Origin of the sequence: Gluconobacter sp. Dm-74 (assembly GCF_018256135.1) — a bacterium.
Taxonomy (GTDB): Bacteria; Pseudomonadota; Alphaproteobacteria; order Acetobacterales; family Acetobacteraceae; genus Gluconobacter; species Gluconobacter cadivus.
Genome location: NZ_JAERLX010000009.1, coordinates 34,272 through 47,510, shown reverse-complemented (window position 1 = coordinate 47,510; position 13,239 = coordinate 34,272). Strand labels below are relative to the sequence as shown.

At 57.1% G+C, this 13,239-nt stretch carries 14 protein-coding genes; 7 read left to right on the top strand and 7 right to left on the bottom strand.

Features of this window, described 5'->3' with window-relative positions; genetic code table 11:
- Positions 1 to 2 precede the first annotated feature (2 nt).
- Both JK208_RS12180 and JK208_RS12175 read right to left on the bottom strand, forming a co-directional pair.
- Positions 3 to 818: a phosphoadenosine phosphosulfate reductase family protein gene (locus JK208_RS12180; protein WP_249202139.1), complete on the bottom strand. Its 816-nt coding sequence runs from the start codon at positions 816 to 818 to the stop codon at positions 3 to 5.
- A 151-nt stretch (positions 819 to 969) separates the two neighbouring features.
- Positions 970 to 1,347 carry a hypothetical protein gene (locus tag JK208_RS12175; protein ID WP_211576414.1) on the bottom strand — a complete coding sequence of 126 codons (378 nt, stop codon included), beginning with the start codon at positions 1,345 to 1,347 and terminating at the stop codon, positions 970 to 972.
- A gap of 341 nt (positions 1,348 to 1,688) precedes the next feature.
- Between JK208_RS12175 and repA the strand changes: the two genes are divergently transcribed.
- Together repA and repB are read left to right on the top strand one after the other, a co-directional pair.
- Positions 1,689 to 2,903, top strand: coding sequence for a plasmid partitioning protein RepA (gene repA / locus JK208_RS12170; RefSeq protein ID WP_211576412.1), 1,215 nt, complete (start codon positions 1,689 to 1,691; stop codon positions 2,901 to 2,903).
- 142 nt (positions 2,904 to 3,045) lie between these two features.
- Complete coding sequence (gene repB / locus JK208_RS12165; RefSeq protein WP_211576393.1) at positions 3,046 to 4,101, top strand: plasmid partitioning protein RepB; 1,056 nt, start codon at positions 3,046 to 3,048, stop codon at positions 4,099 to 4,101.
- On the opposite strand, the gene JK208_RS12160 is transcribed toward repB, so the two are convergent.
- Together JK208_RS12160 and JK208_RS12155 are read right to left on the bottom strand one after the other, a co-directional pair.
- Positions 4,098 to 5,123: a replication protein RepA gene (locus tag JK208_RS12160; RefSeq protein ID WP_211576392.1), complete on the bottom strand. Its 1,026-nt coding sequence runs from the start codon at positions 5,121 to 5,123 to the stop codon at positions 4,098 to 4,100. The two genes, repB and JK208_RS12160, sit on opposite strands and share 4 nt — an antisense overlap.
- 484 nt (positions 5,124 to 5,607) lie before the next feature.
- The gene (locus tag JK208_RS12155; RefSeq protein WP_211576391.1) at positions 5,608 to 7,056 is read right to left on the bottom strand and encodes a site-specific integrase; all 1,449 of its coding nucleotides are present in this window, start codon (positions 7,054 to 7,056) and stop codon (positions 5,608 to 5,610) included.
- 112 nt (positions 7,057 to 7,168) lie between these two features.
- On the opposite strand from JK208_RS12155, the gene JK208_RS12150 reads away from it, so the two are divergent.
- Complete coding sequence (locus JK208_RS12150) at positions 7,169 to 7,615, top strand: hypothetical protein (protein ID WP_211576390.1); 447 nt, start codon at positions 7,169 to 7,171, stop codon at positions 7,613 to 7,615.
- A 67-nt stretch (positions 7,616 to 7,682) separates the two neighbouring features.
- On the opposite strand, the gene JK208_RS12145 is transcribed toward JK208_RS12150, so the two are convergent.
- Complete coding sequence (locus JK208_RS12145; protein WP_349291995.1) at positions 7,683 to 8,423, bottom strand: hypothetical protein; 741 nt, start codon at positions 8,421 to 8,423, stop codon at positions 7,683 to 7,685.
- Between the two features lie 801 nt (positions 8,424 to 9,224).
- Between JK208_RS12145 and JK208_RS12140 the strand changes: the two genes are divergently transcribed.
- Positions 9,225 to 9,566, top strand: coding sequence for a type II toxin-antitoxin system RelE/ParE family toxin (locus tag JK208_RS12140; RefSeq protein ID WP_062268948.1), 342 nt, complete (start codon positions 9,225 to 9,227; stop codon positions 9,564 to 9,566).
- Positions 9,563 to 9,859, top strand: a complete 297-nt coding sequence (locus JK208_RS12135) for a DNA-binding transcriptional regulator (RefSeq protein ID WP_062268946.1) — start codon at positions 9,563 to 9,565, stop codon at positions 9,857 to 9,859. Before JK208_RS12140 ends, JK208_RS12135 begins: the two co-directional genes overlap by 4 nt.
- A gap of 148 nt (positions 9,860 to 10,007) precedes the next feature.
- On the opposite strand, the gene JK208_RS12130 is transcribed toward JK208_RS12135, so the two are convergent.
- The gene (locus tag JK208_RS12130; RefSeq protein WP_349291991.1) at positions 10,008 to 10,172 is read right to left on the bottom strand and encodes a zinc-binding dehydrogenase; all 165 of its coding nucleotides are present in this window, start codon (positions 10,170 to 10,172) and stop codon (positions 10,008 to 10,010) included.
- A 125-nt stretch (positions 10,173 to 10,297) separates the two neighbouring features.
- Positions 10,298 to 11,287 (bottom strand): NADPH:quinone reductase, encoded by a 990-nt coding sequence (locus JK208_RS12125; RefSeq protein ID WP_211576389.1) that lies wholly within the window; start codon positions 11,285 to 11,287, stop codon positions 10,298 to 10,300.
- Here JK208_RS12125 and JK208_RS12120 point away from each other — a divergent pair.
- Both JK208_RS12120 and JK208_RS12115 read left to right on the top strand, forming a co-directional pair.
- The gene (locus JK208_RS12120) at positions 11,277 to 11,741 is read left to right on the top strand and encodes a helix-turn-helix domain-containing protein (protein ID WP_349291990.1); all 465 of its coding nucleotides are present in this window, start codon (positions 11,277 to 11,279) and stop codon (positions 11,739 to 11,741) included. The genes JK208_RS12125 and JK208_RS12120 overlap by 11 nt on opposite strands.
- 212 nt (positions 11,742 to 11,953) lie before the next feature.
- Positions 11,954 to 13,036 carry an IS5 family transposase gene (locus JK208_RS12115; RefSeq protein WP_211576388.1) on the top strand — a complete coding sequence of 361 codons (1,083 nt, stop codon included), beginning with the start codon at positions 11,954 to 11,956 and terminating at the stop codon, positions 13,034 to 13,036.
- Positions 13,037 to 13,239: the final 203 nt, after the last annotated feature.

The window sequence follows — 13,239 nt, the reverse complement described above, 5'->3', positions numbered from 1 at the left end:
AACTAGAGGGGCCCTCCTCCGTTACCGAAGGCACCGGCCGGGAGAGACCAGTTTTCTGTCAGAACCGTCTGTAACGGGCGGTCTGACAGGCAGGCTGCGAGCAGATCGGGCCGCGACCGGGCCGCTTGATAAACCGTCCCTTCGGACGACAGCTGCTCGAGCCCCCTGTCACGTTTGATCGTGCAGCCGAATTCCTTTTCATATCCGTTCAATTTCGCAAACCGGTTCGCATCCATCCATTTCAGGGTGGCGAACTGGTCTGCATTGCCGAAGATGCAGAACGCGCAGGACAGGCGCGAAAATCCGACCTGATACGGATAGGCCGGCATCACGCGCCAGCGCCTCAGGATCGCCCAGACCTCTGCTTCGGACCACTGATGTACCGGCCTCCAGTGGTCGACATGCCGACGCCGCCGCGTCCCGTTTCTCGTGTCGGTACGGTGAGGCTCAAAGGCCGCATATCGAGCCCGTGCGGGACTTTCTTCGGCACGCTCGCCTGTCACGACCAGGGTACGGCGGTTTAGGAACCTGTCCTGTCCGCGAAGGGCACGATCGGCCACGTCGACCTTGAGGCTTGCCGAACACCAACGCACGGACAGGCTGGCCGAGATCTGGGGAAAGCGCAGCCGGGTTCCGTTATGGCCCTGCCCGCCGGCGACGACGCGTCCCTGCGGGGTCTCGAAGACCACGGGCGCGGTCGGCATCTCGTGGCGGAGCATCTCGCGCTCGAAGACGCCCTCGCGCCAGGACCGATAGAGTGGCAGTCCGAAGTCGCGGGCCAGAGCTTCGACATACGGAGCGGTGGAGGGCCAGTCCATGAAGGATCCCCCCTCCCCGTCCACATCGTGGTGCCACAGTTCGATGCGTTCGGCCGGAGCATTGGCTTCCAGCAGGGCGAGCAGACAGGCCGTGCCATCCTTGCCCCCGACACTGCGACAATGATGCTGTCATAAGACGCGAGATCCGGGCTCATGATGTCCACCGACTGACCGGGGCGCCTGTCCGCACCGAGCGGCACATCAGGGCGTGGGCGATCGGGCGTTCCCGCAGTAGCAGCGGCTTTTCATGGCGGCCATCCCAGGTCAGGCCGTCGCACCGTTTGAGCAGCCCCATCTGCACGGCGGCCTTGTCACGACAGGCGCACACGCGTTCATTGCCACCAGAGCGGCGGCGACACGGTTCATCCGCAGGAGCGCCGCACCCCGCGCAGGCAATCGTGAGCGCGGGATCGCCGTCCTCCCAGTGCATGTTACAGCGGCGGCAGGTTGTAGGCTCCTGCGTGTCGGTCCAGCGCATCGGAGGCCGGCCACGGGGGGTTGGAACATAGGGAAACTGGTAGCGTCGCATGATGCTCGATCCATCTCTGGTTCTTCAAACATCCTTGCGACGGCCTGTCGGGCGACCGGGGTGCAACAGTGCCGCGCAGCGGCAGGATTGGCGTCAACCGCACCCACGCGCAGGCGGCGCAGCCGACGAGCATGGGGAGGACGGACGGCGACCCACCTGTTCCAGCACGGGCGGCTGACAGGCAGCGGTTCTCTCTTTCGATCCTCCTTTATCTATTCAGGCAATTTCGCATCTCCTTAGTTGACAGCTGTCAACTGGTTTCGTTAAATGCGGTTATATCACATCACTGCGCACCGGACCGCACCCAACGCAATATTGCGCATCCAAAAGAAAGCCAACGAATGTCCTCTCAAGCTAATATCGACCCAAACCTGGCCAGCGGCGTAGACGAATTACTTTCGCAGCAAGCACAAGCTCTCTCTGAGCGTCTTCAGGCGCACCGGCTCGAACTTTTCCCCCCAAATGCCTCAAAGACACTTCGGTCGTTCCAAATCGGGGAAGTCGCCAAACTGTTGGGCTTAGCGCCTGGATATTTGCGGAACTTGGCACTTGAGGGAAAGGGCCCGCTTCCTGCCATCGGCAACGGTGGCCGGCGTCACTATACAGCCGAGCAGATATCCGACTTGCGTCGCTATCTCGATCAGAACTCACGCAGCCAGAAGCGATATGTTCCTTGCCGTAGCGGAAGCGAGAGCCTGCAGGTTATCTCGGTTGTTAACTTCAAAGGTGGAAGCGGAAAGACCACATCCGCAGCTCACTTAGCACAGGGTCTCGCGTTGGACGGCTTGAGAGTTTTGGCGATTGACCTTGACCCTCAGGCTAGCCTTTCGGCGCTACATGGCTTTCAGCCAGAGTTCGATGTCCATGCGAATGAAACATTATATGGAGCCATTCGCTATGATGACGAACGGCGTCCACTGTCGGATCTCGTACGCAATACGAACTTTCCGGGATTAGATATCGTACCAGGAAACATTGAGCTCATGGAGTTCGAGTATGAGACGCCTCGGCTATTGGCGTCTTCTGACCAAGCTGGTGCAATCTTTTTCTCACGCGTCGACGAAGCCCTGCAGGATGTCGAGGATAACTACGACGTAATAGTCATCGATTGCCCGCCTCAGCTTGGCTATCTCACCATGTCCGCTGTGTGCGCAGCGACAGGGCTTCTCGTAACTGTGCACCCTCAAATGCTAGACGTAATGTCGATGTGTCAGTTTCTGCTCATGATGGGCGACGTAATGACACATCTGCGCGACGCTGGTGCAAACGTGTCTTATGACTGGGTCCGATATCTTCTTACGCGTTACGAACCTTCTGACGGCCCCCAAACGCAGATGTCGGGATTCATGCGGACGGTGTTTGGGGACCACGTCCTCACCAATCCGATGTTGAAAAGCACCGCTGTCTCTGACGCAGCAATCACCAAGCAGACGCTGTTCGAGATCGAGCGTAAGCAATTTACCGGCTCAACCTACGATCGTGCGCTCGAATCTGTAAACGCAGTTAACGGCGAGATTAGGGACCTGATTTTTAGGGCGTGGGGTCGCAAAAGCTGACCTCCATGGCAGGGGGACGCCAAAGTTGACAGCTGTCAACTTTGGCTGGTCGCGTCAAAAGTTGGCAGCTGTCAACCAAAGTGCGCACCAATTCAGATTTCGCAGAACTTCTGCACGAAAACGCAAATAGGGAACGAGAACAATGGCAAGAAAGCATAATCTGGGTGGTCTGGTCTCCGCGCAATCGTCGGTTCCGAGCAAAACGCAAGCGGCCTCACCGACATCGCTATCAGGTTCCTACCGCAGTAGCGGAGCACTTGGGTCGGTAGCAAAGAGCCTTGGGTCTCTTCGCCAAAAGGCAGACGAAGCCGTTGAGCTAGAAATTCTCCTAAAGACAGGAGCGACCATCATCGAGCTCTCGCCAGACCTCGTCGAGACGTCCTTTGTCTCAGATCGTATGCCTGGAAATGAGGAGGCATACCTTCAGCTACGAGACGCGATTAAAAGCACAGGACAGCTCTCACCAATTCTGGTCCGCCCGCACCCCACTAAAGCGGGTCATTATCAAACCGCTTATGGCCACCGTCGTCTGCGCGCTTGCCGTGAGTTGGGCTTGAGTGTCAAAGCCGCAGTGAAGGAGTTATCGGACCACGACCTCATTATCGCTCAGGGGCAGGAAAATAGCGCGAGGGCAGATCTCTCCTTCATTGAGAGAGCGACATTTGCCCGCAGCCTCCTTGAACGAGGATATGAACGCTCTACAATTATGACTGCTCTCAGCACCGACAAAACAACGCTATCGCGTATGCTTTCGGTGTCCGGAGCTATTCCGCATATCTTAATTGAGTGGCTTGGACCTTGTCCGACCATTGGCCGCCCACGCTGGCAAGAACTGGCCGAAAGTCTCAAGGCGTCGCCAAACCAGACATCGTGGGAGACGTTTATCGATGCTTCCGAAAAAACGGAGGATGTAGATAAATTCGCCGAGCTACTTGATCAGGTTCAGGATCGAGCAAGACAAGCGCGCCAGTTGGAAAAGCAGAGCATTAAGCCGGTGAATAAAGCTGCTCCAGCGGCGAGTTGGGTGTCGACCGACAAAGTCCTCACGATCGATCTTGAGGCAAAAAAGCGGGCCACAAATCTTGTATTCAAATCGGCTGACGCTTCAGAATTTGCAAGCTTTGTCATGACTGCAGTTCCTGATCTTTATGAGCGGTTTAAAGCACAGACGACCGAAAAGGATAAAGCCAAGAACTAGGAGGAAACGGGAGGCGGGGAGGGCGATAATACGAGCCCTCGCTCGGTCACAGCGACCTTTGCAGAACGATAAGCGGCGAGGGCAAGCCCCAAAGGTTCCTTGAACTCAGCCTTAAATGATTTGAGAGTTTTAAATTCGGTACCGAACTGCTTCCACAGCGAGCCCCAGCCTACAGGGGTATCCCCTTGCAGGGCATGTAATCGGAAAGCTAACCACAGATACGCATCAATAGCTCTTGGCGAATTCTGTATGTCACGAATGGCCGCGCGGTCGATAAGAATGGGATGCCTTCGCAGCTCCCGATAGAAGGCCTCCGACAACACGACTGTTTCAATCATGCGAGTATTTCTTTTCGTTCTAGGGTCTACCTCCCCGACGTAACGAAACGACTCAACGAGACGTTCATTGACGACAACGCCTTCGCGGTCGTTTCCAAATTTAAAGTCAACGGTGCAGGTCGCCAGCCTTTCGATTTGCTCGACCAATTTTTTGCTAATAGGACCTCCGCGACTAAGCCCCATCCTTTTGAGTAAAGACGCAGGAGATTTTGCTAGCGAGATTTCCCGTGACCCCGTTTCAAGAGCCTCGGACTGCCAGTCGATTAAGAGCAATCTAGCGATTGTCCCGCACGGAACTGACAGTTTTTCAGTTGAATCGTCATCTCGCAGTCGAACACCTGGTCGGACTAGCAACTGAGCAAAGTCCGTTTTTATTAGCCAGTCTTCACCTGGTTTTCGTTCTCGGTGGGGAAGTCCGGCAAGACACCATGCGCTATAACTATAACCTATTGAACTGCCACCCTCGATTTCGCGAACCAAAGATGACGCGGCAGCATCGACAATCTTACGCCCGGATCTGCCTGCAACGACGTCAAGTATCGGGTCAGTCAGAGCTGACGCTTCGCTATCTTTTTCTAGCGAATGGCTCTGAGCGATTTTGATAGCGTCTTGAGGGCCATGTGCCTCCACCAGCTCGTGGATTGATCTGAACAGATCGTGCTGTGACTTAGCGTTAGAGTGCATAATGCGATTTCCAGCAGATCCTCAATAAGCTCAGAAACACACATCATCAGGGCCTTGTCGATGTGTTCGTTGCTTTCCCTCCTAGATGTGTTCGGTGCCTACCTGCTACACATAGCGTGGTTGTGTTTCTTGCCGACGAAACAATAAAAAAATTATATTGTTATTATATTGTTTCGTCGGCAGAGAACACGTGGGTAACTCCGTAACCAACTGAAAAAACGTCTTGTTTTTTTTCCCCAAATTAGCGCCGTAGGCAGAAAACACTTCACCGATCTTGGCTTTTAACGTCACCTCCTGAAGAAAACCGTGCCGGTAGGCAACGAACACAGGGAAAACCCTGCCGCCTGCGGGAAGCATTAAACACAACTTTTGGCGGTTTTTCATGGTCGGGAACGAACACATCGACAGGGGCGCACGATTCGATGGTAGGCAGTGAACACATCTAACGGTGTGAAACAGATAGCCGCCTTCAGGTAGCATGACGTCAAAACCGACTGCGCCCTGGATGCTTGGTCATGGCGTCCTCGACCTCGATATATTTCTCCACCACACCGAAGGTCTGGTGCCGCGAGAAACGCTTGAGCGAGACCAGGTCCGTGCCGTCACGAGCTCCTGTGGTGATCGCTCCGCGTCGCAGGCTGTGCCCGCTGAAATCGCCTGTCAGTCCCGCATCGAGGCAGCGCTTCTGAATGATGCGGGCCACAGACCGGTCAGACAGCGCCTCTGAACCCATGGCGGGCAGGGCAGGGGGCTGACCCGCCTCGGCAGCAGGCGGGAGCCACACGCGCCGGAAAACCGGTCCCTTGGCCTCGTTCAGTTTCGCCTTCCGAAGCCAGGCTTCATAGGCCCGAACCGGGCACAGGGCAGTAATTCCGCGTGGGATGGCGACTTCGACACCCTGACTGGTCCGATCGCCTTTGGAGCGGTCCAGCCGGATCCGCATCCCGTCATCATCGAGCGCCACGTTGTCCAGGCACAGCGCCGCCACTTCGGACCGTCGGAGGGCGCCGGCAAAGCCGAGCAGAAGAATGGCCTTGTCGCGGAGGCCCACCAGCTCATCCGTATCGATCTGCTCGATGACCTCGCTCAGCAGATCCCAGGTCAGCCCCTTGACCTGACGGGACGCACTTTCCGTTGACGTCCTGCGGATGCCCGCAACCGTTTCGGACACAAGAGCATGGGAGGTCGGGACGGGAACCTGGGCAACATGGTGCAGATAGCGCAGTGCAGCACGGTGCAGATCCACCGTCGCGGGTCGCTTCTTCTGCAGCGCAAGATCAGCCAGATAGGCGGCGACATCCTCGCTGCGGGCGGGCAGGGCAGGGAGCCCATGTCCTGCCGCCCATGCGCACCAGGAGCGCACGGCCGATCGATAGGTGCGACGTGTGTTTACTGCCTTCGCGGCGCGGGAATAGGTCTTTGAGGCGCGCTCCGCCGTCACCAGCGTCCCGTCATAGTCGGGCAGGGCCTCGTCAGTCAGGGCATCGAACCACTGCAGGACCGCGCCAGACTGCTGACCCAGAGGAGAGGCCAGCGGCGCCAGCGTGGCCGCCTGCGATCCCGCCTTGCGCCGTCTGGCGGCCTTCGGCCTGAGCCATGCGACGAACACCGGTTCGGGTTCGAGATCCAGAGCGATCGCCAGCTCGTGCCCGGAGGGCAGGGCGGTCAGATGGGCACTGGCGATGGCCAGTGCCTCCTCGGCCGTCTCGACTTCGGTGGACAGGACCGTGTCTTCGGCAAATTCGTTGTCGCGGTATTCGATGCCGCGAATGACCAGAGAGAGACGAGGGGAGAAGCGACCGGTCGAGAGCAGGGCCACCGCTTCTGTCAGATCGCCGGCAGGAAGCTGCTGCCGGGTCTTCTGGTCCAGCCGGTCCAGGAGGGCCTCACGGGCAGCCTTTGCCGAGCCTGCGATGTGAAGATGGCTGAGCATGTACGCCTCCGCGAAACCAGAACCTGGCTTCTGATAGCACGAAGCCGGGGTAGGGCAGAGAGGAGAACAAACACTGTCCAACGCAGGCCGGAAATGTGTTAACGAAGACTGAATGCCGATCCGACCGGAACTGAAAGCGCTTTACCCTCCCAACTGGCCCGAGCTGAGCCGACAGGTGCGGTTCGAGCGGGCAGGGGGTCTCTGTCAGCGCTGCGGCCGGCCGCATGGACATCACCTTCAGGTGCTGCCGGGTGGCCGGTGGAAGCATCCGGAGACGGGGCACTGGTTCAATGGCCGGGGCAGGCGGATCTCGCCTCCGGACCTGATCGAGCATCTGCAAATGCGACAGACGAAGGTGGTTCTGGCAGCGGCCCATTTGAATCATGATCCCACCAGCAACCGGCTGCGCAATCTGCGCGCGCTGTGTCAGCGCTGCCATCTGCTGCACGACCGGATGTATCATCTGGCTCAACGACGCCTGACCTTGCGACGGCGCCTGGCGCTCGGGGATCTGTTCGAAGGTCTGTATCGGGCCGGGGTCCCGCCTCTGGGCCTGTAACGGGTCAGATCAGGCAGCCGTCTGGAATGCGACGGGCCTTCAGCCGGCGGGGGAAGGGGGCTGTTTCCTATCGCTCACCGATCAGATGTTCAATGTGCGTAACGTGCCCGGCCCTGATGCCAACGCGCGTCTGCGCCTGCCGCACGAATTTCCGGTTCAGCTCGCGGGCCAGCGTTTCGCCGTCCCTGATCGGCACAACACTGTAGGTTCTGATTGCCCAGGAAATGTCGCACTGCCAGTCGGTATGGCGGCTGCGCGTATGCCATTGCTTCATGGCCTGGTCTCCGCACCGCGCCGCTTCGGTGTGGCTCCAGCCATTCACCTCTGCCATCCAGGCCAAAGCAGCATCCTGCCTGCCCTCGGTCATGGTCTTTCCCCAGTGACGCACGCCATGACAGTCAGGGCAGAGGGAAATCACCCCTTTGAGGGTCTGGATCCGCCGCTCGTCGTCATACGCCCACCCTTCGTCAGCCTCGACCGGCCATTGGGGACCCCGTCCTCCGCACACCCGGCAACGGGACCCGGAGCGCGCATAGGCATCCTTCCGGATCCGGTTCCAGTCTTCGGGCGCCAGGAAGGCGCGCAGATTAAAGCCCCACAGAGCCTGCGGCACCATCCACGGACGGATGTAGGGAGGCTTGCGGTCCGGCCGATACCGGTAAGGGACGAAAGGCAGGAGAGCGTCGAGCTTGTCCCGCTGCGCCATCCAGCACTTCTGCTCCCCGTTGAACGTGGCACCGCCCCGGGCTGCTTCCTTACGGCGCTCAAACGGGACGCAAAGAGGAATGAGTGTCGTCAAGGCAATCACCACAAAAGGGACGGCCGGACGTGGCCGTCGTGGAAGGAGGGAATGTCGAGGCGCTCGGGATATATCCCGTCATTGCTGACGGGCCGACCCCGGATCACCCTCTCGCTATAATGGCTACAGTACTAACTCTGCCACTCACCGCAATCGGCAGTTACTCGCCCACTTAAATCGTTATTGTTGTTTAGGGTAAGCAAATAAGAACAAAAATAACTGATCCAAAAAGTATTCTAATTGATATCTTCTTATCTTTTTCGTTATTAGATATATATGAGAGTATCACATACAACATAGACACACCGAGGGCTATTAAAGATAGAACTAAGGAGTATCTATTATATGTTTTGTGGCCAACGTGGAAAAACGTATACAAAATATAACATATTAACAACGTAATAGTACTCGCAATATCGATCCTAGCTAAGAGCCTCGTGTAATTGGAGAGTGAAAGGCGGGACTTCAGACGCATTGGCTTAACCTCTTACTTGGACGACGGACCTGCGCCGTCGCGACATCTCTGAACATATCCGCGAGCGTTGTGAGTGCAGAACAACCTCGTAAACGCGCACTTGTACGTGGGGTACACGCCTCGAAAAGACCCTTTCGGATCCTGTTTTTGTGCCCCTTACCCTATGTCCGATAATAAGAAAAAAAATGGACATAGATTTTATGGCGGAAAACTGCGGATTTCTGGCATTTCTTGAGGTTTTTGGACGGTTGTTTGTCTAAATGCCCATCACGCCCTTCATTTCTCCGAACTATACGTCATTGACCTATCCGCCAATGACGTATAGTTCATTGTGAATGTCAAAGCTGCAGACTGTTGTCGAACTGCCTGAATTCATAAAGCGGGCAAAAGCCCTAATGTCAGACGACGACCGGACGGCTCTGATCGACATGCTCGCTGCGATGCCAGATACTGGCATTTCTTTAGGTGGCGGTCTGCGAAAGGTCCGCTTTTCACGCGAGGGTGGTGGGAAGAGGGGAGGGTATAGAACTCTCTATGTTTTTGGTGGAAGACAGATGCCTCTGTTCCTGCTGACCGTATTTGCCAAAAACGAGAAAGACAATCTGACGCGATCTGAACAGGCCGCCCTGGTAGAGTTGAGCAAGACGCTTGTTGCGAAATACGGAGAACCATCATGAGCGCTTATGACAGCATTCTGCAGGGGCTGAATGAGGCCCTCGCCTATGCGGAAGCTCCGACCGAAAACAGCCTGACCCATCAAGTGTGTGTTCCGTCGGTTGACGTGGCGGCCATCAGAACGCGGACCGGGCTCTCTCAGGCACAGTTTGCCAGAAGCATCGGGGTCGCCAAGGGGACCCTTCTGAACTGGGAGCATGGTCGTCGTCAGCCAACCGGACCAGCCCAGGTTTTGCTGGCGATGTTGGATAAGCGACCTTCGTTAGTGAGTGAGCTACTTTCTGCGGCTCGCTGAGGAAACACAGGCCCGATACGCTCATTCAAATGACCACTATGGGGGGGTAAGCTGACGGTCCGACTACGGTTCATCTGAATGTGCAACTGGACACGCCAGGACAGCCGTCATGCCGTCGGAGCAATATAGAGAACCATTATCGCGTGGGTCAGTCCGAGAGGGCAATGACGATTTTCCCGACATGGCTACCAGTCATGAGATGGTCAAATGCCTCCCTTGCCCGAGCAAAGGGAAACACACTGTCGATCACAGGCCTCAGGCCGGACGCGGTCCATGCGCGCGCAAGGTCTTCCAGCATCGGTCTGTGACCCACAGGGGGCGTTACATAGAACGGGCACAGATATCCGCTAAAGCCCGGAATCCCCGAACGAGACGGTCTGATGGAAGCCGAATGACAGCTGTGCGGCGAGGATAAGCCGGAGTTGCCTTGCCGTCTTATCAGTCGACCACCCGAACAATTACCTTGCCAGTGACGGCCCCTTGTTCGAGAGCGGTGTGTGAGTCTGCTGTGCGGTGGAGGGGCACGATCAGGCCAATCACAGGCTTGTAGGCTTTTGCTTCGAGACAGGCGGTGATGTCGATGATAGCAGCCTGCTTGGCCGACAACGGCACGGTGTAGATATAGACGAACCGGAAGACGGCACCGGCGATCATCGCGCGCAGCAGCGGGATCGAACTTTCATCCGCCGCGTCGCGCATCGCGTAGGAGCTGATGACTCCACCGTTCGCCAGACAGGCGAGATCCAGGTCGAGGTTCTCGACGAGATTGACTTCGACAATCCGATCAATGCCTTTGCCCGCCGTGGCGTCCCGTATCCTGGCCGGGACGTCTTCGCCGCGCAGGTTGAGGACTAAATCAGCTCCAGCTTCACGTGCGATTGCCTCGTGCTGCGGTTTACGGACCGTCGTCGCAACCCACGCTCCCGCCCATTTGGCGAGATGGATCGCGGCCGATCCGACCACCCCGGCACCGCCATGAACCAGAACCCGCCGGCCCTTGAGGTCTCCGTCGGCAAAGAGGCAGCGATGCGCGGTCAACGCCGGAATGCCAAGAGATGCGCCGATTTCATACGACGTCGTGGCCGGCAGCGGCACCGCATTGGCGGAAGGAACGACGACATAATCAGCCGCTGTTCCCTCGGCACGACCTGCCTGCGCTTCAAAGATCCACACACGTTCCCCAATCCTCGATGCCGGGACGCCCATACCCACAGCTTCGATCATACCAGCACCATCCTGGTGAGGAATGATGCGTTCATAGGGCATAGCAGACGAGAACCCGGTCCGTGCCTTCATATCGGTCGGATTGACGCCCGACATGTGTACGCGCACGAGAACGTCGCCCGCCTGGGGCGAGGGCGTCGGGAGATTGCCGAGGATCAGGACATCGTCCGCCGCACCCTGGCGGTCGTAGTAAATGGCACGCATGATCAATTCCTACTGTTGGAGGACGCCACAAAGCGGACGCTACAGAGCAGAAAATCTTCACATGCAGGCATTTATGCAAGAAGGCACTTATTTGATATATAGGGATAAAGAGTATACTGCTGGCCTTATGACATCAGATCCGAAGCCTTTTCGCTGTGCCGTCGAGGTCACAGTCGAAGTTGCCGGCGGCAAATGGAAGCCGCTGATCCTTCATTATCTCCTCGGCGGGACGAAGCGGTTCGGTGAACTACGCCGCCTGATTGGTGGGGTGACGCAACGCTCGCTCACGCTCCAACTCCGGCAGTTGGAAGAACATGGCGTGATCCGTCGTGAGGTGTTCGCGGAAGTGCCTCCCCGGGTTGAATACTCGCTCACGGAGCGGGGCAGGACGCTTGCGCCGGTCTTGGAAGCGATGAAGCTGTGGGGCGAAAATCACGCGGCTCAACAGCTATAGGCGACCGCGCGGGTCTGACAGAGCCCAATCCTCGCGCGCCATGTAGCCATGTCCGCGTCGGGGAAACTCAGGGCTGCGCTCGGCGTCCGAAACGAGGTGTGGGCCGTCTGTCTGTTCAACATGGACGGAGCAGGCAGGTGGAGGGTTCGAAAAACTCTCTGGTTATGAGGCCCTGTGTGTGATTCCATCGTTCATCTTACGATGAGGGATGGATGATGATGCAGCCCGGTTTTTTTGATGTTGAAGATCGCCTGGCTCGTCTGAGTGGGCTTGGTGACCAGCTCGAAGCGTTTTCCCGGACTGTGGATTTTGAAGTATTCCGTCCTGACCTGGAGAAGGCTCTGGCCTATGCGGACGGGAGCAAAGGCGGCCGTCCGCCGTTTGATCCGGTGCTGATGTTCAAAATCCTGGTGATCCAGACGCTGAATAATCTGTCCGATGAACGGACGGAATATCTGATCAATGACCGCCTGTCCTTCATGCGTTTTCTTGGTCTGGGGCTGTCAGATCGCGTGCCCGATGCCAAAACGGTCTGGCTGTTTCGCGAGCGTCTGACCCAGGCTGGTGCGATTGAAAGGCTGTTTGAGCGGTTTGACGCGATCCTGCGGAATGCGGGTTATTTGCCAATGTCAGGGCAGATCCTGGATGCAACGCTGGTCGCGGCTCCCAGGCAGCGCAACACAAATGCTGAGAAAGCGGATCTGCGTGAAGGGCGGATCCCACAGGACTGGCAGGACAAGCCGTCAAAGCTGTCCCACAAGGACAGGCATGCGCGGTGGACGCTGAAGTTCACGAAAGCAAAGCGGCAGGAGGATGGGACGATCCCCGCAACAGATCTTGCCATCCCATTCTTTGGCTACAAATCCCATGTCTCCATCGACCGAAAATTTCGGTTGATCCGGAAATGGAAAACAACCGATGCCGCCGCCAGTGATGGTGCGCGATTGAGAGAGGGCTTGCTGGATAAAACCAATACGGCCTCAATAGTCTGGGCAGACACAGCCTATCGCTCAAAAGCCAACGAAGACTTCATGGAGAAGCAGGGCTTTGTCTCGAAGGTCCACAGGAAAAAGCCGCATCTCAAGCCTATGCCTCGGCACATCCAGAAATCCAACGCCGGAAAGTCCGTTATCCGGTCACGTGTCGAGCATGTCTTTGCTGATCAGAAGTCACAGACCGGACTGTTCATCCGGACAGTGGGTATCACTCGTGCAACCATGAGGATCGGGCTGGCCAATATCGTCTATAATATGCGCCGCCTTCTCTTCCTCGAGAGGATTAACGCCCACGCGTAGCAGTCCAGCGGATGATCGTTCCCGATCTGCTCAAAACGCAGAGCGAAAGCCACCCCAGGAGCCATCAATCAGCACGCCAAAACTCTGAAATCAGGAGCCAGACGCATCAATCAACGGTTCTTCGATCTCTCCATTTCCCGCTTGACGCCCATACGCCACGAGGCAGGCTCCCCGAATCATCAAACGAATTTCGCCTGATAATA

Excerpts from the sequence above, each read along its gene's own strand:
- JK208_RS12180 (WP_249202139.1), bottom strand. The coding sequence starts at position 818 with ATGGACTGGCCCTCCACCGCTCCGTATGTCGAAGCTCTGGCCCGCGAC.
- JK208_RS12175 (WP_211576414.1), bottom strand. The coding sequence starts at position 1,347 with ATGCGACGCTACCAGTTTCCCTATGTTCCAACCCCCCGTGGCCGGCCT.
- repA (WP_211576412.1), top strand. The coding sequence starts at position 1,689 with ATGTCCTCTCAAGCTAATATCGACCCAAACCTGGCCAGCGGCGTAGAC.
- repB (WP_211576393.1), top strand. The coding sequence starts at position 3,046 with ATGGCAAGAAAGCATAATCTGGGTGGTCTGGTCTCCGCGCAATCGTCG.
- JK208_RS12160 (WP_211576392.1), bottom strand. The coding sequence starts at position 5,123 with ATGCACTCTAACGCTAAGTCACAGCACGATCTGTTCAGATCAATCCAC.
- JK208_RS12155 (WP_211576391.1), bottom strand. The coding sequence starts at position 7,056 with ATGCTCAGCCATCTTCACATCGCAGGCTCGGCAAAGGCTGCCCGTGAG.
- JK208_RS12150 (WP_211576390.1), top strand. The coding sequence starts at position 7,169 with ATGCCGATCCGACCGGAACTGAAAGCGCTTTACCCTCCCAACTGGCCC.
- JK208_RS12140 (WP_062268948.1), top strand. The coding sequence starts at position 9,225 with ATGTCAAAGCTGCAGACTGTTGTCGAACTGCCTGAATTCATAAAGCGG.
- JK208_RS12135 (WP_062268946.1), top strand. The coding sequence starts at position 9,563 with ATGAGCGCTTATGACAGCATTCTGCAGGGGCTGAATGAGGCCCTCGCC.
- JK208_RS12120 (WP_349291990.1), top strand. The coding sequence starts at position 11,277 with ATGGCACGCATGATCAATTCCTACTGTTGGAGGACGCCACAAAGCGGA.
- JK208_RS12125 (WP_211576389.1), bottom strand. The coding sequence starts at position 11,287 with ATGCGTGCCATTTACTACGACCGCCAGGGTGCGGCGGACGATGTCCTG.
- JK208_RS12115 (WP_211576388.1), top strand. The coding sequence starts at position 11,954 with ATGATGATGCAGCCCGGTTTTTTTGATGTTGAAGATCGCCTGGCTCGT.